28 protein-coding genes are annotated in these 18,754 nt (G+C 70.8%); 7 read left to right on the top strand and 21 right to left on the bottom strand.

What is annotated here, in order from left to right:
* From ABZV94_RS18220 to ABZV94_RS18120, 21 genes are all read right to left on the bottom strand, one after another.
* Positions 1-678, bottom strand: coding sequence for a hypothetical protein (locus ABZV94_RS18220; protein WP_356341350.1), 678 nt, complete (start codon positions 676-678; stop codon positions 1-3).
* A 177-nt stretch (positions 679-855) separates the two neighbouring features.
* Positions 856-1,470 carry a hypothetical protein gene (locus ABZV94_RS18215; protein ID WP_356341349.1) on the bottom strand — a complete coding sequence of 205 codons (615 nt, stop codon included), beginning with the start codon at positions 1,468-1,470 and terminating at the stop codon, positions 856-858.
* 51 nt (positions 1,471-1,521) lie between these two features.
* Positions 1,522-2,460, bottom strand: a complete 939-nt coding sequence (locus ABZV94_RS18210) for a DUF6884 domain-containing protein (protein ID WP_356341348.1) — start codon at positions 2,458-2,460, stop codon at positions 1,522-1,524.
* A gap of 147 nt (positions 2,461-2,607) precedes the next feature.
* On the bottom strand, positions 2,608-3,465 hold the full coding sequence (locus ABZV94_RS18205; protein ID WP_356341347.1) for a hypothetical protein: 858 nt from the start codon (positions 3,463-3,465) through the stop codon (positions 2,608-2,610).
* Between the two features lie 111 nt (positions 3,466-3,576).
* Positions 3,577-4,443, bottom strand: coding sequence for a hypothetical protein (locus tag ABZV94_RS18200; RefSeq protein ID WP_356341346.1), 867 nt, complete (start codon positions 4,441-4,443; stop codon positions 3,577-3,579).
* A gap of 92 nt (positions 4,444-4,535) precedes the next feature.
* Positions 4,536-5,012 carry a hypothetical protein gene (locus ABZV94_RS18195; protein ID WP_356341345.1) on the bottom strand — a complete coding sequence of 159 codons (477 nt, stop codon included), beginning with the start codon at positions 5,010-5,012 and terminating at the stop codon, positions 4,536-4,538.
* Positions 5,013-5,103: 91 nt separating this feature from the next.
* Positions 5,104-5,550, bottom strand: a complete 447-nt coding sequence (locus tag ABZV94_RS18190) for a hypothetical protein (RefSeq protein WP_024127393.1) — start codon at positions 5,548-5,550, stop codon at positions 5,104-5,106.
* Between the two features lie 177 nt (positions 5,551-5,727).
* Positions 5,728-6,150: a hypothetical protein gene (locus ABZV94_RS18185; protein ID WP_356341344.1), complete on the bottom strand. Its 423-nt coding sequence runs from the start codon at positions 6,148-6,150 to the stop codon at positions 5,728-5,730.
* 88 nt (positions 6,151-6,238) lie between these two features.
* Positions 6,239-6,493, bottom strand: a complete 255-nt coding sequence (locus ABZV94_RS18180; RefSeq protein ID WP_356341343.1) for a hypothetical protein — start codon at positions 6,491-6,493, stop codon at positions 6,239-6,241.
* Positions 6,494-6,626: 133 nt separating this feature from the next.
* Positions 6,627-7,148, bottom strand: coding sequence for a hypothetical protein (locus tag ABZV94_RS18175; RefSeq protein WP_356341342.1), 522 nt, complete (start codon positions 7,146-7,148; stop codon positions 6,627-6,629).
* A 132-nt stretch (positions 7,149-7,280) separates the two neighbouring features.
* Complete coding sequence (locus ABZV94_RS18170; protein ID WP_356341341.1) at positions 7,281-7,988, bottom strand: serine/threonine protein phosphatase; 708 nt, start codon at positions 7,986-7,988, stop codon at positions 7,281-7,283.
* Between the two features lie 480 nt (positions 7,989-8,468).
* Positions 8,469-8,771, bottom strand: coding sequence for a hypothetical protein (locus ABZV94_RS18165; RefSeq protein WP_356341340.1), 303 nt, complete (start codon positions 8,769-8,771; stop codon positions 8,469-8,471).
* A gap of 9 nt (positions 8,772-8,780) precedes the next feature.
* Entirely contained in the window at positions 8,781-9,380 is a 600-nt protein-coding gene (locus ABZV94_RS18160) for a hypothetical protein (protein WP_356341339.1), read from the bottom strand.
* A 105-nt stretch (positions 9,381-9,485) separates the two neighbouring features.
* A complete protein-coding gene (locus ABZV94_RS18155; protein WP_356341338.1) occupies positions 9,486-10,373 on the bottom strand; it encodes a hypothetical protein in 888 nt (295 codons plus the stop codon).
* Positions 10,374-10,430: 57 nt separating this feature from the next.
* Positions 10,431-10,640, bottom strand: coding sequence for a hypothetical protein (locus ABZV94_RS18150; protein ID WP_356341337.1), 210 nt, complete (start codon positions 10,638-10,640; stop codon positions 10,431-10,433).
* 48 nt (positions 10,641-10,688) lie between these two features.
* Positions 10,689-10,922, bottom strand: coding sequence for a hypothetical protein (locus tag ABZV94_RS18145; protein ID WP_356341336.1), 234 nt, complete (start codon positions 10,920-10,922; stop codon positions 10,689-10,691).
* 67 nt (positions 10,923-10,989) lie between these two features.
* Positions 10,990-11,232 (bottom strand): hypothetical protein, encoded by a 243-nt coding sequence (locus ABZV94_RS18140; RefSeq protein ID WP_356341335.1) that lies wholly within the window; start codon positions 11,230-11,232, stop codon positions 10,990-10,992.
* A gap of 89 nt (positions 11,233-11,321) precedes the next feature.
* Entirely contained in the window at positions 11,322-11,594 is a 273-nt protein-coding gene (locus ABZV94_RS18135) for a hypothetical protein (RefSeq protein WP_356341334.1), read from the bottom strand.
* A gap of 113 nt (positions 11,595-11,707) precedes the next feature.
* A complete protein-coding gene (locus ABZV94_RS18130) occupies positions 11,708-12,379 on the bottom strand; it encodes a hypothetical protein (RefSeq protein WP_024127381.1) in 672 nt (223 codons plus the stop codon).
* A gap of 26 nt (positions 12,380-12,405) precedes the next feature.
* Positions 12,406-12,642, bottom strand: coding sequence for a hypothetical protein (locus tag ABZV94_RS18125; RefSeq protein WP_356341333.1), 237 nt, complete (start codon positions 12,640-12,642; stop codon positions 12,406-12,408).
* 51 nt (positions 12,643-12,693) lie between these two features.
* Complete coding sequence (locus tag ABZV94_RS18120; protein WP_356341332.1) at positions 12,694-13,272, bottom strand: LPD29 domain-containing protein; 579 nt, start codon at positions 13,270-13,272, stop codon at positions 12,694-12,696.
* 325 nt (positions 13,273-13,597) lie between these two features.
* Here ABZV94_RS18120 and ABZV94_RS18115 point away from each other — a divergent pair, with 325 nt between their 5' ends.
* The 7 genes from ABZV94_RS18115 to ABZV94_RS18085 all read left to right on the top strand — a co-directional run bounded on the left by ABZV94_RS18115 (position 13,598) and on the right by ABZV94_RS18085 (position 17,358).
* Positions 13,598-13,807, top strand: coding sequence for a hypothetical protein (locus tag ABZV94_RS18115; protein ID WP_356341331.1), 210 nt, complete (start codon positions 13,598-13,600; stop codon positions 13,805-13,807).
* A gap of 78 nt (positions 13,808-13,885) precedes the next feature.
* Positions 13,886-14,614 (top strand): hypothetical protein, encoded by a 729-nt coding sequence (locus ABZV94_RS18110; RefSeq protein ID WP_356341330.1) that lies wholly within the window; start codon positions 13,886-13,888, stop codon positions 14,612-14,614.
* Positions 14,611-15,078 carry a hypothetical protein gene (locus ABZV94_RS18105; RefSeq protein WP_356341329.1) on the top strand — a complete coding sequence of 156 codons (468 nt, stop codon included), beginning with the start codon at positions 14,611-14,613 and terminating at the stop codon, positions 15,076-15,078. Before ABZV94_RS18110 ends, ABZV94_RS18105 begins: the two co-directional genes overlap by 4 nt.
* 160 nt (positions 15,079-15,238) lie before the next feature.
* Complete coding sequence (locus tag ABZV94_RS18100; RefSeq protein ID WP_356341328.1) at positions 15,239-15,577, top strand: hypothetical protein; 339 nt, start codon at positions 15,239-15,241, stop codon at positions 15,575-15,577.
* A gap of 152 nt (positions 15,578-15,729) precedes the next feature.
* Positions 15,730-16,272, top strand: coding sequence for a hypothetical protein (locus ABZV94_RS18095; RefSeq protein WP_356341327.1), 543 nt, complete (start codon positions 15,730-15,732; stop codon positions 16,270-16,272).
* A gap of 83 nt (positions 16,273-16,355) precedes the next feature.
* Positions 16,356-16,934: a hypothetical protein gene (locus tag ABZV94_RS18090; RefSeq protein ID WP_024127375.1), complete on the top strand. Its 579-nt coding sequence runs from the start codon at positions 16,356-16,358 to the stop codon at positions 16,932-16,934.
* A gap of 142 nt (positions 16,935-17,076) precedes the next feature.
* A complete protein-coding gene (locus ABZV94_RS18085) occupies positions 17,077-17,358 on the top strand; it encodes a hypothetical protein (RefSeq protein ID WP_356341326.1) in 282 nt (93 codons plus the stop codon).
* The last annotated feature ends 1,396 nt before the right edge of the window (positions 17,359-18,754 follow it).

Raw genomic sequence — 18,754 nt, 5'->3', positions numbered from 1 at the left:
CTACTGGCGCTTGGCCGCGTTGCTTGCGATCTGCTCGAAGAAGCCGACCAGCAGGCTCATGAGCTGCTCGCCAGCCGACCCGTTGCCGACCGCGGCCGCCGACGTGTCCGGCGAGGAGGCGGGGGCTCCGGCATACACGCGCAGCAGGTCGCGCACGATCCGACGCGTCTCCTCGGGCCTGATCTCGGGGCGGTTGACCCCGGCGCGGTCGGCTGCCGCATCCATGTCGGCCGCGGTGATGCGGTCGACGTCGGACGGCAGGATGCGCCCGTTGTAGCTCGTGACCAGCTCGAACGCGATCGCCGTCGCCTTGCGCCGACGGTTGTGGTCCTCGTAGACGTGCTCGGGAAGGCCGGACGGCAGGGAGTGCTGGGCCAGCGGCAGCAGATCGGGAAGGGGCATACAGGCTCCGGTCGTTCGGGTTGCGTACGTGTTGCGTTGTACGGACGGGCAGGCGGGATCGCCGCGCAACCAGGCCCGTGCCTGGTCGGGTGTGCAGCCCTCGGTCAGAAAGGCCAGCTGAGCGGCGACGTCCTTGGCATTGATGCGTGAGGCGAGTTCGGCGGCCTCGTCGTGCACCGCGTCGTGTGCGGCCCAGAAGTCCAGCTCGGGGCGGGCGCCGTTGTTGAACGCGCTCGCGGCCCGGGCGTGGGCGTATTCCTCGACCTCCTCGTCCAAGTCGCCCTCGCCAACGCAGAATTCCGCAGCGAGGGCTTCCAGGACGGACGCGGGCAAGGTGGGGTGCGCGGCATGCTTCCTTTCGGCTGGGTTCTCGACACCCTCACCTTCTGACGCTTAAGAGTATACGCATTGGGTGTGGCGAATGCAAGTCTTAAGCGGCGTATTGGGGTGCTGTCAGGCCGTGTTGCCGCAGTTCGAGCCCAGGACCCAGACGAACGAGGTGGTGCCCAGCTCGGTGGTCTGCCGGGCGAACAGCCTCCCGGCGGCACGGTGGTAGGACGCCTCGCTGTCACCGTCGCGCAGGATGGTCAGCAGCGCGGCTCGGACCTCGTCCACCGTCAGGACGGGCGGGTAGTCCTCCTCTCGCTGCAGCTCCTGACGCGACAGCTGCCGCGCGAGGTCGCGCAGGGAGGCGAACTCGTAGCGAGGGTTGGGGCCGCGGGGCGGCAGACGCAGGAACGGTAGTGCGCAGTGGGCGGGCGCGAGCACCAGGCGGGAGACGTCCACCGCCCGCACGGGCGAGCCCGGCAGGGCGCTGTCGAGCGGAGGATGCCAGGGGACGAACCGCATCGCTGCGCGCCCGTCCTCGCGCCGTCGTCCCAGAGCGGCGCGTGCCTGGGCGTCGGTATAGGGCCCGAGGCCCTGGGCGTACAGGTAGTTGATCCACTGCCCGTTCCAGCGGTGCCACACCTTCTCGCTGGTCGTGGAGTACATCCGGTCTCGGTCCCAGAACCGCAGGGGCCGGGCGGGAAGGGGCTTGTCGACAGGCGTGAGAAGTGCCGGAGTCATCTGGGTCTTTCGGTGACGAAGGGGAGATGGGCGCCGGTGGGGCGTGCCGGTTCAGGGCGAGACCTGCTGGGCGTCGGGGGTGTGGTGGCGGTCGAAGAGCGCGGCGGCCTGTGTCCACCACCGCTCGCGCAGCGAGGCGTCCTCGCGGGCCTGCCGGCACTGGCCCTTGTGCTGGCCCATCCCGCCGGTGAGCGGGGTGAACAGGTGGGGGACGGACGGGACGAGGAGGTCGATGTAGTCCTGGCCGCCGAGAAAGATCACGTCCGCGTCGTCCAGGCCGAGCGCGGCCGTCTGCACACTCAGACCGTCTGCGGTGATCGCCTCCGGGTCGCCCGGCCGCACGTCGTAGCGGCGCAGCTTGCGCGTCAGGGGGACGAGCCCGTGCAGCGCCGAGACGATCCGGATCAGTGGCGGGGAGGTCAGGGCGTCGGCCGCGCCGCGCAGGGAGAGGTGATATCCGCCCGTGTACAGCTCGCCGGCCGGATACCAGCGATCGGGGTCGGGCTGCTTGTTCTGGCCGCAGGCGACCAGCACGAACTTTCGGCGCCGCACGTCGATCCCGCCGCGCTGACGGGCGTACGCCCGGCCCTCGGCGGTGAGGTAGAGCGAGCGCGGGTCGCCCGGGTAGGCGGTGACAAAGCCGGTCCGCCGGATGCCCTCCAGTGTCCGGGCGTTGAACCACTCCTCACCGTTCCCAGCGGTCTCCCGTGAGGGCACCAGCTGGTCGGGGCGGCGTGCGGCGGTCAGGACCGCCTCGTGCTGGCGGGCGGGCAGCTTGGGCGCGATGCCCGGCGCGGCCGGGGCGGGTCGGCCGTGCTGGGCGATCCAGTCCGCCAGGGCCTGGTGGCCGGCCGGGGTCATGATGGGCGTGCCGCCGTTGTAGCGGATCAGGCGGTCGCTATGGAGGCGGGCCAGCGCGGCCGGGTGGCCCCGGACGATGCCGTCCTCGTTTTCGGCGAGGATGCGCGCGCCGGTGGGGCTGAGCGTCATCTGTTTCCTTCCGCGTGGGGGGCCCGGCCGACACCAGCGCGAGCGCCGACCGGGCTGGGATATGAAGGGCAAAAGGGGAGCGGTGGTGAGCCGGGCCCGGCTGACTGCGGCGCGGGTGTGGCGTCGGCCGCCGTGACGGGCGCGCCCCTACCAGGCGACGCGCACGAGGTAGGAGCCGGCCGGGGCGACGCCCTTCTGGGCGAGGTCACTGAGGATCACGCCGGGGTGCGGGTCGCTGCCGTCCCCCGACAGCCACAGGTCGAGGTCCTGGCGGTCGTTGGGAGTCAGGCCGGGCTGCTCGACGAGCCGGCCGTCGCCGTCCGCCCGGGTGTGGGTGAGCGATGCGGTGACCTCGTACAAGCAGCCGTTGCTGCCGTCCAGCGCTACCACGGCGGAGTACGGGCGGCCGTAGTGCTCCCGCGCGTACTCCTCGAGGGCGCTGTGATCGAGCAGATGGAACGCTCCGACCTGCGTGCGCAGCCGCGGCGCGGGTGCGGGACGGCAGGCCTCGGCACCGTCAGCGTCGGCCGGCGGACCGTCCTGCAGCATGTTCCGGCAGGCGTCCAGGGCGCCGAGCACCAGCCGGCCGAGCAGGCTGTTGCCCTCGGCGGCCAGCCACCTCTCCACGGTCGTGCCGGACGGCAGCTCGGTCAGGCGCTGCGCTACGTCCAGGACATCGACCAGGGGCGTGCCGTCCTCGTCGCAGGCCGAGTCGTAGCTGCCGATGCCGGGCACGTGGGCGACGTAGTGGCCGACCGTGGCGTGGGGGTCCTGCCAGATCTCAAAGGCGGCGCTGGGCGCGTCGCGGCGCAGTGTGTCGGCCAGCTCCGCCGACTTGCCGACGCTGGCGTCGTCGGTTCCGTAAAGCTCGCTGAGCTGCAGCGTTGTCGGCTGCCTGCGGCCGTACTCCAGCCGCAGATCGGCCTCGGTGATGGCCTTCAGCGCGGCCGGCCGCTCCGCGTCGTTGATCGCGTAGATGAGGAGCTGGAGGGAGGCAGAGGACACACAATTCCTTTCGTCGGACGATGGGGGAAGCCGGCGGGGGCCGGGAGCTGGCGGCACCGCGTGGGGAACGGACGCCGGGTGCGGCGTTTGGCGTGGGACGCGTGGGCCGGATCACCAGATGACGAGACGGACCACGTGCGCCAGCAGTGCGGTCAGGCACGCCTGGGTGACGGGCTGGTGCCAGGTGACCTCCAGGGTTGAGGCGGGGTGGTAGCGCGTGTCCTCATGCCGGAGCACCGTGCGCTGACCCTCGTGGCTGAACTCCGTGTGCGGGATGCCGGGAAGGCGCTCGGGAAGCTCGGCCGTCTCCACCGAGGGGGCGTTGCCTGCGGCGTCGGCGATGTCCGCGGCCAGGTACCGGAGGCGCCAGTCGTCGTGAGCGCACAGGTCGTGGCACCGCAGCGTGGCCACAGGCGGGCCCCCGGCCCGGCCGTGCACAGCGTGCTCGGTGACGCCGCCCGAACGGCTCGTGTGAACGGGCACGTCCTGGGCGTCGGGGTCGCTGCGCACCAACCAGAACGCCTCGCCCTCGGCATCGACAAACGTCCAGCTGAACTGGACCCTGAAGTCGTCACGCAGGTCCGGCCAGTTCACCGAAACGCCCGTGCTCATGTTCTGCCACGTCAGCAGCTCCACGTAGCTGCGCCCCTGCGCGGGATCTGTCAGTAGGGCCCCCGGTGTCAGCGGCCACGGTCGGATACGGCCCAGGCACAGCGGCGAGCCGGCTGGCCACTCGATCGGCTCGTGCTTTCGCGCCGCCTCCTGCACGGGGCAGGTGCTGCACGAGGCGCGCCCCATACGGCAGCGCTCGTAGCCGCCCCAGCGCTGCCGCCCAGTGCGGCTCTCGAAGAGCGAGGCGAACCGGATCGGCAGCAGCCCGCACTGGTTGCGGACGTCCATGTGCGCGTTCAGCGACAGACGGTTCCACCCCTGGCCGTCCGGACCACTGGGATACGGGTCGGGCTGGGGAAGGAACAAGGGCGACACGGTGATCTCCACAAAGACAGGGCTGGGGGTTGGCTCGGCGGTGGCGGACGGAAGGACGCGAAGGAGACGGCGCTGTGGCGGCTTCAGCGGCCGGCGACGGCCTTGTACGGCTTCAGCGCGTGCAGTACGGCCGACCCGAGGAAGGTGGAGCCGTCCCCGCTCAGCCAGTCGGCGACCGTCGTGCCTTCGGGCAGCGCAGACAAGCGGTCGAGGAGCTCGGGCAGGTTCACGTGCGGGATGCCGTTGAGGTCGCACCCGGTCTCCACGGTGCCGACGGCCGGCACGTGGGCGACGTAAGAGCCGTCCCGGTCCTCCGATGGGTCCTGCCACAGCTCGAACACGGCGCTCGGTGCTCGCTCGATCAGTCGCCGGGCGACCTCGTCCCACTGCCCGTCCCACTCCTCGTAGGTGCCGTAGAGCTCGCCCAGTGCGAGCGTCGCTGGGGTGTCGGTGCGGTCGAATCCGAACTCCAGGCCCGCCTCGGACAGGATCTGCAGAGCCGTCCTTTGGTCGGTGACGTCGGCGGCGTAGATGTAGACCTGCAGGGGCGACTCGGCCATGGCTTCCTTTCGGCAGGGGGCGGGGGGTGGACGGCGGCCGTGCCGCCGGGCGGGGAAGGATCAGCCGCAGGCGGGGCGGGCGGCCCGGCAGTCAGGACGCCCGGGCGCATCCGGGCGTGCGGGGGATCGCGAGCAGCAGGGCGCCGGGCGGGTAGACGGTGCAGCCGTCCACCACGACGTGGCCACTGCCGGGGGTGATGCCCATGTAGAAGGCGTTGTGCGCGCACCAGTCGCAGTGACCGGCGTCAAACGGGCGGGCTCCGTGCTGCTGGACCTTGGGCGTGCCGGTGAAGTAGCTGACCCACTGGGCGCGCTGGTCAAGGGGGGCGAGGGTCCGCCGGTCGTGGTGGGGCTGGCAGGTGCCCAGCACCACGTCGCCGGGGCGGATGTCCGCGGCCGGGACGACCCGAACCGCGGCCGGGTCGAAGCTGCCCGGGGTAGGAGTACCGACCTTCACGCCGGTGGTCGGGCCGGTGGGGATGTAGGAGACGGGCGCCGTGACGTGGACGCGGTACAGCGGGATCGGCGTGGCGGTCAAAGCGTGCTCCTTGGTGGCGACTTCCTGCCATGTTGACGCTTAAGACTGTACTTCAACGCGACGTGGTATGCAAGTCTTAAGCGTCATGCGGGGGTGGAGTGGCCGGGGCGCGGCGGCCCGCCGGAAAGCCGTGGCCGCGCGCCCGCCGAGAGGCGGACCGCGCGGCCTGGCGGGAGCTCAGTGGTGCGCGGCCGAGCGCAGGCCGTAGACCACCAGCGCCCAGACCACCGCCGACAGCGGCAAATGCCCGCCCTGGAAGGCAAGGGAACCGATCAGGAGCGGCACCAGCACGAAGACCAGCGCCACATCGCCCACCGTCGCGGCAGCCGACCAGCCGAACCCGGTGCGGGTCGCTTCGCCGCGCCGGGCGCGGGGGTTGAGGCCGAAGCGGAGCATGCGCGCCGCGAGTACGACGAGTCCCGCCAGGATCAGCACCGGCCATGCGCCCGGCGTCGCCAGAGACAGCGCCGCCCCGGCCAGCGCGGACGCCTGTGCGGCACGGTGCAGCGCGTGGCGGCACGCGCGTGAGCGGTGACGGGTGACGCACGGGCGTGCGGCCGGTCGCGGGACGGCGGGCGTCGTGACGGTGCTGCTGGGCACGGTGCGTTCTCCTAAGACTGGTTGGCGAGGCGCCGGTCGATCAGGTGGCCGACGAGGGTGGGCGGGCCGCATGGCCCGCCCGGGTGGGTCAGATGACCCGCATTCCGAACAGGCGGGGGCTGGTGTCGACTGCGCCGCAGATCTCCTCGGCGCAGTCGCCGCACAGGTTGGGGCAGCCGCACTCGCTGGTGAACACGTGCCAGCCCGCGTCGTGGGCGTCGTGAGTGCCGTCGTCGCCGTCGTCGAAGAACGGCGAGCGCTTGCCGCACTGGTCGCAGGTGATGAAGTCGAACTCGGTCACCGTCATCCGGATGTTGGTCTGCTCGGCGATGACGGCGGTCATGAGATCACTCCCTGCGGATGGTTCCGGCGGCCGCTCCCCGTGCCGCCTGCTGACGCTTAAGATATTACTTGCGGTGCTGCTCGGATGCAAGTCTTAAGCGTCATTGCTAGGGAGTGGGGGCAGGACCGGGCGGTCAGGCCCAGGAGACCTCCCGGCCGTGAGCCGCGCACCACTCGGCCAGGGCGTGCAGGTCGAGCAGCCGCCGCCGGAGGTATCCGGCTGAGCGGCCGCCGTCGTAGTGACGCCCGGACTGCGTCCACGGCACGCCTGGATCCTCGGGCGTCAGCGCCAGGGCGATCAGTACGCGCCCGAGGAAGAGGTCGGCCGCCATCTGGCCCCACGCGTCCTGACCCTTGCCGCTGTCCAGGCCGAGCGCTGACAGCAGGAGCTGGGCGTTGGCGCTGTTCGCCTCGACCTCCGGGGCGCGGCCGTCAGGGTCGAGCGGCTCGACCAGGAGTGGGGAGTACGGGCAGATGTCCGGCAGGACGCAGCCCGGCAGGGGCCTGCGCGTCCCGGCGCGCTCGGCATCCTCGGCGGCCCGTACGGCCGCGCCGTAGCTGCCGAGCACGGCGGCCTGTTCCGTGGCCGGTGCGCAGCCGCATGTCACCACATATGCCAAAGCCTGACGGTGCTCGGCGGTGAACAGGACGGACATGCAGAACCTTCCAAACTGAGGGGAGAGCCGCAGGCAGGCGGCGGACGAGCACAAGCGGACGCCGGCGTGTGTGGCCGGCGTCGGCGAGCGGGTGGGGTGCCGTACGGAGCGCAGGCACCCCGCCCCAGCGGGTCAGCCGAGGTCAGCGACGAGCGCCGTGGCGTTGTCGTGACGGGGATCCGGCGAGCGAACCGCCCGGTTGACGAGCCGCGCCGCGGTCTCGCGCGGCTGCCCGTCCCTCAGTGCCCCGGTCAGGTCCCAGCTGTGGTCCTCGAAGGGGGAGTAGACGCCGTCGGAGAGCAGCACCAGCCGTCCGGGGCCCTTGACCGGCTCCGCCTCCCCCAAGGGTCCGTGCGTGCCGTCGTCGGGGTGGCGGCCGAGGTGCGAGGCGACCAGGTTGCGGTACCACCGCGGCGCCTTGCGGCCCTCGGCGCGCGCGATCTCGGCCCAGTTGTGGTCCACGGTCAGCGGCTTGCCGTTCCAGTACGCGCGGGCGTCGCCGGTCCAGGCGACGCGCAGCACCCCGCCGGGCAGCCACACCGCCACGACCGCCACCGCGCTCGGCTCGTCGTCGCTGTCGGGGTCGTGCCGCTGCTCGGGGCCCTCATGGTCGACGACGGCGCGCACCGCGGCGAGCGCGGCCGCCGGGCTGCCGGTCTGCGCCGCGATCCGGGCAAGCAGGCGGGCCTTGTCCCGGGTCCAGGCGCGCACCTTGGCCGTCGAGCCGATCCCGTCCAGCAGGACGAAGGCGCGGTTGCCGCCGTCGGTGGCGGTGGCGGTCGCGTCGCACTGGTGGCTACGGGTACCGATGCGCTGTGCGGTGGCGTACGAGGTGGTCACGGTTCTCCGGATCAAGTTGTGAGGAAGTCGTCTGACGCACGGGGGGCTCGGCCCGCGTGACGGGAAGCCGGCGGTCCACCCCTCGGCTTGGTGACGCTTAAAATAATACTTGCGGGCTGGCGTTGATGCAACTCTTAAGCGTCAGAATGGTGGGTGGTGTGATAGCCCGCAGTCTGGGCGGCGGCCCCGGCCGGCAGGGGTACAAGCTGGGTCCCTGGGTCCTCAACCGGCCGTTTCCCCAGGTGAACACGTTCATCTGGGTCCTGGGTCCACCTGGGTCCACCTGGGTCCGGCATTCGGAGCCACCGTTGCCGGTGTGCGCCGGCCAACCCTCGAGACATTCCGCAGACGCAGGTGGTTGCGACGGCGCCGCCTGTCCTACGCCCCTGCCAGTGCGCGGACCGGCAGGGCACCCGCGCCACCGGATTTCGGCAGGGGAGCGTCCCGCCCGCCGCAGGAGCGCGGCCGTGCGCCCAGTGGTCAGGGACCGTCGGACGGCCGCGTGAATCCTTCGGCGGACAGGCGGGCCACCACGTCGTTCAGGCCGATGCCGCCGGAGTCCTTCGCCTCGTTCACCGTGTCGGCGATGATCTGCAGGATGCGCTCATGCGGCTCAGCCGGAGCAGCGGCCCACCACATCTCGCCGATCGGCTCGCGCAGGTACCGGCCGATGATCACGGCGTAGTGGTCCGTCTCAGGACCGTGCGGCAGAAGGCCGCACGAGACGTCGATGCCTTCTTCTTCATCGCGGCCGGGGGCGCCGCACACCTTGCGGTCAGTCACGGCGCCCCCTCAGAGATGCGACCACTTGCCGGACCGCTCGAACGCGCCGGTGGCGAGGTTCACCACCAAGTGGTCACCGTGGTTCGGGGGATCGCTGCGGGCGTAGTCGGCCAGCAGGGCACAGAAGCGCGCATCCAGCGCGGCCTCCTTCGATCCGTCCTTCACGTCCGCGAACTCGATCGGCACCGGCTTGTCACGCCCCTTGACGTGGAGGTAGACCGACTCGTCGTCCCAGTACACCTGGTCGTCGTAATTCGGGTTGGTTACGAACTCCACGTGTGTCACGGACGGTTCGCCGGGCTCGCGCGCGCACATAGTGCGCAGCACAGCCAGCAGTTCGACCTCGATCAACCGGGCCGCCTCGCACATCAGCACGTTCCCGACCATGCACAGTTCACTGCGGCTCCAGTGGGCGACCATTGCCCGTACACGCTCCGGGACGGCGAAGAACGCGGCATCCAGGCGTGGCACCGGAGGCTGTGCGAGGGGACGGGCGGTGAGCGTGACGACGTCGCCGGGGACGAGCGGAGCGCGGGAGCAGACGGCCGGCTCAGGGGCAGCGGCCCGGGTGGCTGCGGGTGTCACGCCGACGCCGGGGCGGTGGTTCATGGGGCTTCTTTCCGGGGCGGGGCTGCCCGGCGCGCAGGCCGGGCAGCGTACAGCTTGGGACAGGCGGGCAGCGCGGCGGCTTCGACGGCCGCGCCTGCGACCGGATCAGGCAGCGCCGAGGGCGGTCACGGTGTCGGCGAAGCGGCGCCAGGGGTAGCCGGAGTTCTCGGCCGACCACGCGGGGGCCCGGGACACCAGCACCGGGGCGAGCGCCGCGACCTTGTTCTCCGGGACGACGCCGTACGCCAACAGCCGCCCCGCGCCCTCGTACAGGTCCAGGTGCCAGGCATCACCGAGGCTGTAGGCCACCACCCGGACGTCTCCCCCCGGCTCGTACGCGTAGTAGCTGCGGCGGTCGTGCCACCCCTCGCCCATGAACTCCGGCTCACGCCTTCGGGTCCCGGTGGTGCCCTGGTCGGCGACGGTGAACAGGTCCCGGAGGTTGCCGTTCGGGCTCAACGCCTCGCCGACGAGCCGGATCACCTCGTCGGCCGGGATGCCGTCCCGCTCGGCGAGCACGCCGAGCACGTTGCGGGCGTTGTGCACGAGGTCGCGGTTGCTGTCGGGCTTCCACGGCCGTCCGTCCGCCTCGTCCTGCTCGCGCAGCAGGCGGATCATGTGCCGGGCGCTCGCGGCGATCTGCTTCACCCGTGCGACGTGGTCGGTGCCGGGCCTTTCGGGCAGCGCCTCGACGGCGTCCAGGATCCGCGTGAGCTCGTAGCTCGTGTGCCGGACGGCCTGCGCCACGACCAGGTCGGCACGGTCCGTCAATTCGCGGGTGACGGCGTCACGGACGGCCTCGTCGTGCTGACGCAGGGAGGTGAGCAGGCCCATGTACCGGTCGCGTGTGGCGATGTGGTCGGCCTGCAGCATGTCGAATCCGGCGTTGAGGACCTCGAGGTCGGACAGGTGGTCGAGCGGCTCGCCGGTGGCGGCCGCGTACTTACGCAGTGCGGCGACCCGGTCGGCGGCGGTGGTGTGAGCGGTTGTCAACGGACTCCTCGGGGGTGGGCAGGGCGTAGGGGTGGGCGGGCTCTGGTGCCGTACCGGTCATCGCATGGTTCGGCTGTGCGGGCACGCCGCGTCGTGGTCGGTCACCACGCCCGCGAGCACAGGCAGGGTGTCGCCGTGCTCGACATCGCACAGGTGCTCGCCGCACGCGTCATGGATCAGCTCCATGTCCCTCTTGGCCGGGTCGGCCGAGCGGCGCATCGGATAGTCGTCCCAGGGCACGTTCTGGGCCATCGGGTCGTTGGACAAGGCGGTTGTCTCTTCCGGGTGCGGCGCTGGGATGCGCGAGGTTGGGGACTAGTCGTGAGCGGGGTCGGGGCAGCCGGAGTCCGCGCAGTCGTCGAGGTGAAGGCAGTCCGGGCAGGTCACGACCTTGCGGTAGCCGCCGTACGGGTGGGCTCCGGTGATGCCCTTGCCGTACCAGCCGCACCAGGCGGGATTGGTGAGTCCCTGGTACCCGTTGCCGAGATCCACGGTGATGGGCGAGGTGGCGATGATGTGCCGGTACGCGGTCGCGTCCTGGGCGTTCATGGTGCTCCGTACGGTCGAAACCGGCAGTGCGGTCAAGGGGGGAGGGGCGCGGTGTGCAGCCCGCGCCTCATCCCCTGAGCGCGGTCAGAATGCTCCGCTCGACGTCGTCGCCGACGCCCGAGCGCGCCGCGTACTCGGCCTCGACGACCCTGCCGTCTCGACAGCCGCCGATGCCGAAATCGTCGTAGTCGAGGGCCCGCTGCGCCGACTCGGTGTCCGCGAGCGCGTCCAGGACTGCCGTGAGCAGCTGGTCCCGGCTGGCCTTCGCGGCCAGTTCGCGGATGGTCTTGCGGCGCTCGTCGGGGCTCATCTGCGTCCTTCCTTGCGTCATTCGGAGTGGAGCAGCCGCCGTGGGGGCGGCGGGCCGGGGCCCCGCGCCGGAGCGCGGGGCCGGTCCGGTCAGACGGTGGTGCGGCGGATGGTGTACTTGCGCGCGTCGTACTGGCGGACCTTGGCCAGGGCGAGGCGGCCGTTGACGGTGTTCTCACCGCCCAGGGTCATGGCGTGCTCGCGGGCCACGCCGCGCCAGATGTCCGCGTCGATCTCGGCGATCTTGCGCAGCTGCGCCTCGGCCTCGGTGGTGTCGGCGTCGTCGTCCAGGACGATGACGGTGTCGTGACCGGGGACGATGACGAGGTAGCCGTTGTCGTCGATGAGGCGCAGCTCCTGCACGATCTGCCCTTTCCTAGAGGTGGCGGGCGGGGTGTTCCCCGCCCTATTGACGCTTAAGACTATACACGCAAGGAGTCCTGCGTGCAAGCCTTAAGCGTCATAGCTCGGAGGGGTCACCCAACCGGGACGCTGCCCATCCGCGTCACGCACTCCGGCACCACCCACCGGTGCGCATCCGGATTCACCGTCTTGCGGACCGTGGCACGCCCGCCGAGGGCACCCATGAGGCGCCCGCAAGCCCTCGCAAGCGGCCACGGGCCGTGCTCCCAGGAATCGTTCGGCGCGCACCCCAGCGTGACCGCATACCGGCCGTCCTCGCGCAGCTCGGGCAGGAACCGCCACTTCCTGTGGAACCCCTCCCAGTACGCATCCACCGCAGCCTGCGGGTGTGTCGCGTACGATTCGCGCACGATCTTCACGTCCGGTCGCCCGAGCGCCCACGTAACTCGGTGCGGCTTGTCATCCAGGTAGGCGAAGACATCCGGGTCCGCGGACGTAACCGTCCATACCTCCTCCTCGGTCCACAGGCCGCCGTCGGCCGCCGGAAGTTCCTTCGGTCCCACCCCCGCGACCACGGCCGTCTGTGTGGCGTCGGCGTTGTCCCTCAGCCATACGCCGCCCATCACCTCGACGAAGCCGGCCCCCGGGGACCACGGCTCGGGAGCGCTCGCGAATGCCGCCTCGCTGAAGACCAGGTCCACCTCGACCAGGTGCCGGAACGGCTCGGCGCTGGCTGGTGTCTGCCGCGCTGCGCGGAGGATCTGGCGGGTGAGGCTGCGGTTCATGGCATCGACTCCCTGTCTGTGGTGTTTCAGGCCACGTCGACGAACGACGCTGCCGCCTGGGCCCACGCGAAGCGGGCGCAGTGGTTCTCCGGTTCAGCGGCGGAGCAGAACAGCGCCCGCTTGAAGGCCTCGCCGCGCAGGCCGTCGAACCCGTAGCGGGCGATGGCCTCGGCGCGCACCCGGTCGGCCTCGTGCGGCGTTACGAGCGCGCCGGTGTCGTACATCGAGATGTACAGGGCCAGGCCGGTGAAGCCGAGGTTCATCAAGGGCGTTCCCTTTCGGTAGTCCACTGGTTGCGGTGCGCGGGCTGACGTTCAGGCGCGGTTGAGGTGGATGGCGGCCGCCACCGGCATGCCGCTGCGGGTGCGGCCGCCCACGGTCACGGTTACGGCGCGCGGGCGGCGCCGCTGACCGGCGCCGTAGGTCGCCAGGAGCGGAGCGGTCACCGTGCTGACGGCCGTGCGGCCCGGCCCGCCGCTCCAGCTGACGGTGATCTCGTGGGCGTGCTTGCCCTGGCCCGTGCGCACGGAGAACTTCACGCCAGGGAAGGTCTGGCGCAGCACGGTGCGCAGGTGTGCGGAGACGTACTTGGTCGGCAGGGTGGCCCACACGGTCTCGTTCAGCTCGTCCTCGCCGACCACCGGGCGTACGGAGGTGTGCCGCACGTGCGTCACGCCGGGGCGCTGGGCCCCCTTGGCCCACAGCTCGTACCGGGTGGCCGGAAGGCCACGCAGGACTGCCAGGACGCAGCGGCCGCAGGAGCAGGGTCGCACGGTCCACCTGCCGTGGTCTTCGGTGGCGGTCCCGTGGTACGTCACCTCGGTGCCAGCAGGCAGCCGGAGCGCCAGGTAGGCGGCGGTCAGGGGCTTGGTGGCGAAGGCGGCGACAGACACGGTTCCTCCTTTGGTGCAGTGGCGGGACCCCCGCCGTGGCGACGCTTAAGACTATACAGGCAGGGTGATGTGCAATGCAAGCCTTAAGCGTCAATGCGGTAACCCGCTCCGTGTGAGCCTTCTGACGCTTAAGGCTTGCACTCAGGCTTCGGGTCACGTAAGATCTTAAGCGTCAGACGAGAGGGTCGGCGACAGTGCCGGCACCGCACCACGACCCGCCCGGGAGCCCCTGAACGTGAGCACTCAACGCACCTGCACCGCCGCAGTCGACGGACCGGTCAGTGTCGGTCGCCTGCACCCAGTTCCCGCCACGAAAGACCCCGCTGTGTCGTCCCCCGCCGTCACCCTGCCCTTCTGTCAGTTCTGCGGACGTGCCTTGGTCAGCCCCGCCTCACCGGGAGAGACCGAGCCGTATTTCGACCTCGCCCCCGGCGAGGAAGCGCCTGCGTGCGTGCCGGGGCACCGGCACGAGGTCGTCACGTGGGCCGAGGTGGCCGAAGAGGACGCTGGCCTCGACCTCCCGCTGACCACCTGACCGGCGCACTGCGGCGGGACTGAGCGCGCTCCATCGACCTCGGTCCGCGCTTCGACTCATCAGAAAGGAACCATGCGCATGCCGGAGTTCCCCATTGCGCTCGTCCCCATGGATGGCGGGTTCGGTGTCCACACCATCGGCTGCGACTGCCCCCAAGCCAGCGACCTTCCCCGCGGCGTCCGCGCACGCCGGTTCGCCGTCGGCTCGGTCGCCGAGGCCGTCGCCCGCCTCTACGGCGCCAGCGACCGCGACCTGGTGCCCCTGCTCGCCCCCGGCCAACTCCGCATCGAGCGCTTCGACTGCGCCCGCAACGTCCCCTTCGAGGCACCCGAGCCCCTGACGTGGGAGGAGCGGCACCACCACTACACCGCCCGGGCCGCATCGGCGATCTGGGCCATGGCCGAGCACGACCAGGCCCAGAACTCCAGCACGGCTGCCACCGTGCTCGAGGGCAGCCACGACGTCCAGCACCGCCCCCGGCCGGCCTGGCTGCCCACCGCCGGCCGTTTCAAGGCGCACGCCATCGCCGTCTTCCGCGCCCAGTTCTACGCCGGCTGCGTCGACGGCGTCGAGCACGAGCCCGGGCACGGAGAGCAGGAGGCCGTGCAGCGGGTCGTCCGCCAGGCGGAAGCACAACTGACCCAGGCCCTGCGGGTGGTGGCGAGCCGCGGTGAACAGCATGCGGACACGTTCGCCGCCGCCTACGCCGAGGCCGAGCGGGAGGCCGCGCACCAGTTCACCGCCTCCGTCGCCGACGCCTTGGCCCCCGTGTTCGCACACCGCACCGTACGCTCACGGACCGCATGACGAAGGACCTCGACGCGATGTTCAACTCCCCGCACGCGTACGAGATCGCCGTCACGGTCGACCTCCGCGACGTCCACGTCGGCGACCGACTCCGCTTCCTCACCCGCGACACCGGATTCGGCGGCCGCGGCGTACACCGGCGCACCGGAACCGTCACCAGCGTGACCACCCGGACAGTCACCGTCGACTGCGGCCCCGACGGCAAGGCGCGGCTGCGCAGCGCCGACTGGCGAGGGCGCGAACCGCTCAGGGTCCTTGTGCCGGACGAGCCCGTCGCCATCCGCAAGGAGGCCCCGGACGGCCGGATCCTCCAGGAGTACCCCGCCCGAGTGGTGCGCGCCGCCCGCAACGGACACGTGCACTGCCGCGAGACCGAGCACGGCAGCAGCTGCAACTACCCGCCGCGCGAAGTCGTCCACGACCACCATGCCATTGCCTCCGAGACCGGCACCCGGCTCCCCTGACGCAGGAGCCGGCCACGCCGGGCACCAGGCTTCGCACACACGGAAGGACACCGACATAACCCCCGACACCACCAAGCCCCCCACCCGGGCGCAGCGCCTCGCCCTGACCGGGGCCCTCGCCGACGACGAGGGCCGCCTCCCCGCTGATACCAACTCGCGCGTGCTTGCCTCGCTCAAGACGCTCGGTTGGATCACCTCTCCACCCGGGGCCGACCCTCAGGACGCCACCGGCCACCGCATCAACTCGGCAGGACGACGCGCCCTGTTCACCGCCACCCAGTGGAAGGCCCTGCAGGAGGCGACCGCCGAGGGCCAGCTCCCGGCAGCGACCCCCTGGCCCGCCGTGCAGGCCCTGCAGGGCGCCGGATTCGCCGAGTACCGCGACGCTGAGGGGCGGGTGCAGCCCCATGATCACGGAGGCCGGAACTCCGCCTACCTCACCCACCTTGGCCTTCGGGCCAGGCCCGTGCCGCCCGATCCAGCGGACAGCGGCTGCTGACGGCCGGCCGTTTCCCCGCCGACCGGGAGACCTCACCGCCGTTGACGCTTAAGACTTGCGTCGAATATCGAGAAGGAGTATAGTCTTAAGCGTCAATCGGCCGAGGTCCGCGCCGAAGCCCGACCTGGAAGGACCGTTCAGTGAGCCTGCGCATGCGACTGACCGTCTGGCACAACACGGACGTCGACGGCCGTTTCTATGGCTACCTGCCGGGCCACCCGATGCTGCGGACTTTCTCGTACACCACCGACGACGGTGCCCACGAAGCAGAGCTCAAGCGCGCCGTGACCCTGTTCAACAGCGATCTGGAGCTGTTGGATGGCACTGATCGCGAGATCGCTGCGCACTACCGCTTCCTTGGCATCCCCTCGTTCTCCAAGGGGGACGGGCTGAGCATCCGCCCCGGCGACGGCGGCCGCGAGAAGTTCTGGGCCAGCAACGGCAGCGATCTCCTTCCGCAGGACCGCCCGTTCACCCACCTCGCGCTGGGAGACGTGTGGGGCACCCACGCTCTCGGCCACCGCGTCCGCTACGCCATCCCGGCCATGGATTCCGGGATCCGCGAGGGGCTGTTCGAGACGGACGGCAGTGAGACGTCCGCCCAGGAGGAGATCGCCGCCCACCACGGGCGCGCCCCGCACGAGGTCATCGTGATCGCGGGCCCGCACCCGCCGTCCGCATCGCTCCCGCACTAGCAACGGGCACGAACATCCATCCGCCGACGGCCGGGCGGCCCCCTCACCGTCCGGCCGGCAACCCGCACCAACAGGAACCACCCATGCACACCCGTGAGCAGGTCGCGCGGCAAGCCGCGCACATGTCCGAAACGATGCACGCCTTCCTGCGCAGCTCCCGTTCCGGATGGGTCGCCATCCGCCTCGACGACGGCGGCAGCGACGGCGCCATCTATCCCGACCGAGCCAGTGCGGAAGGCGACCAGCGCGAGCCTTGCCTGGTCCTGCAGCTGCCCGAGCCGGTCCGGATGTATGGGCCGCCACCGGTCCCGGTCACCCACAACGAGTGCGCCGACCACCTTCGGTTCATGGCCGAACTGCTTGCGACCCACCCCACCCACACCCCGGTGACCCTCCAGGACGGAGGAGGCCTGCTCGGTCTTCCCAACGACGGCTCCTACTACCGCGCGCTCTTCCGCAAAATCCACCGGCAGCCCGGCCGGCAGGACATGCGTTCCACCGTCGTCAGCGGTGAGATGTACCGGGACCTCACCACCCACCTCGTGGGCGAGGGACGGCTCGCCTCGACTGACGGCCGCATTGTCCGGCTGAGCATCCGTGAGCGGCATCAGCCGCCCATCGAGATCACCTACACCCGGTGCGACACAACCGAGGCCGACTGACACCGGGGCCCTGCGTGGCGCGCGCGGCCCGACCCAATCTGCGCCCGCTGCCAACAGGCCGTGACCTTCCGACGGGCAGCCTGCGGGCGGGCCCCCACCGGGGCATCCCACTGACTACCACTACACCGAGAACCATCCGGCAATGGAGGATGTCCACGTGATCGACCACACCACCGCGGCAGGGCAGCAGCCGGCACCTTGGACGTGCGCCTGTGCTTTCACCAATACCAGCGGCACCGAGGCCTGTGGTGGCTGCCACCTCACCCGATCCGGCCAGGGCGGGGCGATGTCCCCCTGTACGTGCGGCTGCGACCCGACCCCGGGCGCCTACGGGGACTACGACACCCTGTCATCGGCCTCCCGCCAGCACTTCATCGACACTGGGCGGTTTCTGCGCCCCGGAGAGATCCTGGGCGCGGCGTAGTGCCAGGCCACGGTCACCGACCTGCATGCCTGCCCAGCTCGTGTCCGCGGCGCGGGCGCTGAGGAGGCTCTTGGACGCGGCTGAGCGCGCAGCCAACTCGACCGCGGACGGTCATGCATCCAGCTATTTGACGCTTAAGGGTTGCGGTTCGCGCAGCGGGGGTGTATAGTGTTAAGCGTCATCGGGGATAAGGGGTGACGCGCCGGAAGGCAGATGCAGCCCCTCCCTGTTGGCCACATGCGGACCTGGGCGCCTGATCAGCGTCTGGGTTGAAGGGAGGGTCGCTACCTCCTGGAGCTGGAGTGACTGGCGTGCACGCCCCGATTGGGGGAGGAACGGGTTCGAATCCCGTCGGCTCACTGGGTTCTCCCGCCCCCTCCCCCCCGCTTGGGCGGGAGGAACCCTGCCGCAGGCCCCCTCCCCTCCCCGGGGCCTGCGGCGCCGCCCCGTCATGGGGATGCAACTGGTCCGCCTCCTGTCGTCCTGCGATTAGGGTGCCGGACCGGTTCCGGAAGTCGGGGTTCGAGTCTGCGTAGAGGCGCTCCGGCTCTCCCGTCGCGGTCTCCCCTGCCCACAGTCGGGGGCGGCCGGCTGTCGCACCGCCAGGCGGTGCACAGGGGTGAGGGTCCATCCAGGGCGCGCTCGCCGAGATCCCGTCGCGCTTCCTGGGAGCTCCTGTTCCTGAGGAAGCGTGACGGCCGAAATGAACTCGCGGTCACTTCCGCGTGCCGGCCGCTCGCGCCCACCGCAGAGGCACCCTTGTGTGCCAGCAAGTGGCACCGACTGCCCTCGGGCTCTGGAGGCCGTTCCTGATGGAGGGGCGGCTGCACTCAATGACGCTTAAGGGTTTCGAGTCGAGTGAAAGTGAAGTATATTCTTAAGCGTCGAAGCGGCGCGGTATGGCGGGTCGGAGGGCTGATCGACTCCCGTTGGCGCCACCACCCGCGAAGCTTTCACCGCGATGAGCAGGAGATCTCATGAACAAGCCACTGATCAGCAGACGGGCTGGGATTCTCCTCGGCCTTTTGCTTGGCGCCGTTGCTCTTGCGGTACCTGTGTCGCTCCTCCTAGCCCTCCCTGTGCGAGTGGACGGAAGTTTGGGGTGCCAGCGGGACGGAGCTCCGCAGAACTCCTGCTCTGCCGCGTCCCCCGGCCACTGCGGCTCACTTCTCATGGGGTTGCATACGTCCCCATGAAGCAGTCCAGCCGCGTGCTTGAGCGGGTAGATCGCAAGGTCGAGGAGTGCGCACCTTGCGACCGTGCTACACCACATGGCCCCCCGCCCCGGACGTCCGCCGAAGCACGCCTGACAGTGAGGATGTACGTGAGCGTTCCCCGGCGGGGTCTGACCCAACGCCTGACTGACTCAGGGTCCTCAACGGGATCTGTCGGCTCT

It is taken from the genome of Streptomyces sp. NPDC004658, from assembly GCF_040609555.1.
Classification (GTDB): Bacteria; Actinomycetota; Actinomycetes; order Streptomycetales; family Streptomycetaceae; genus Streptomyces.
This window is presented reverse-complemented; position numbering and strand designations above follow the sequence as displayed.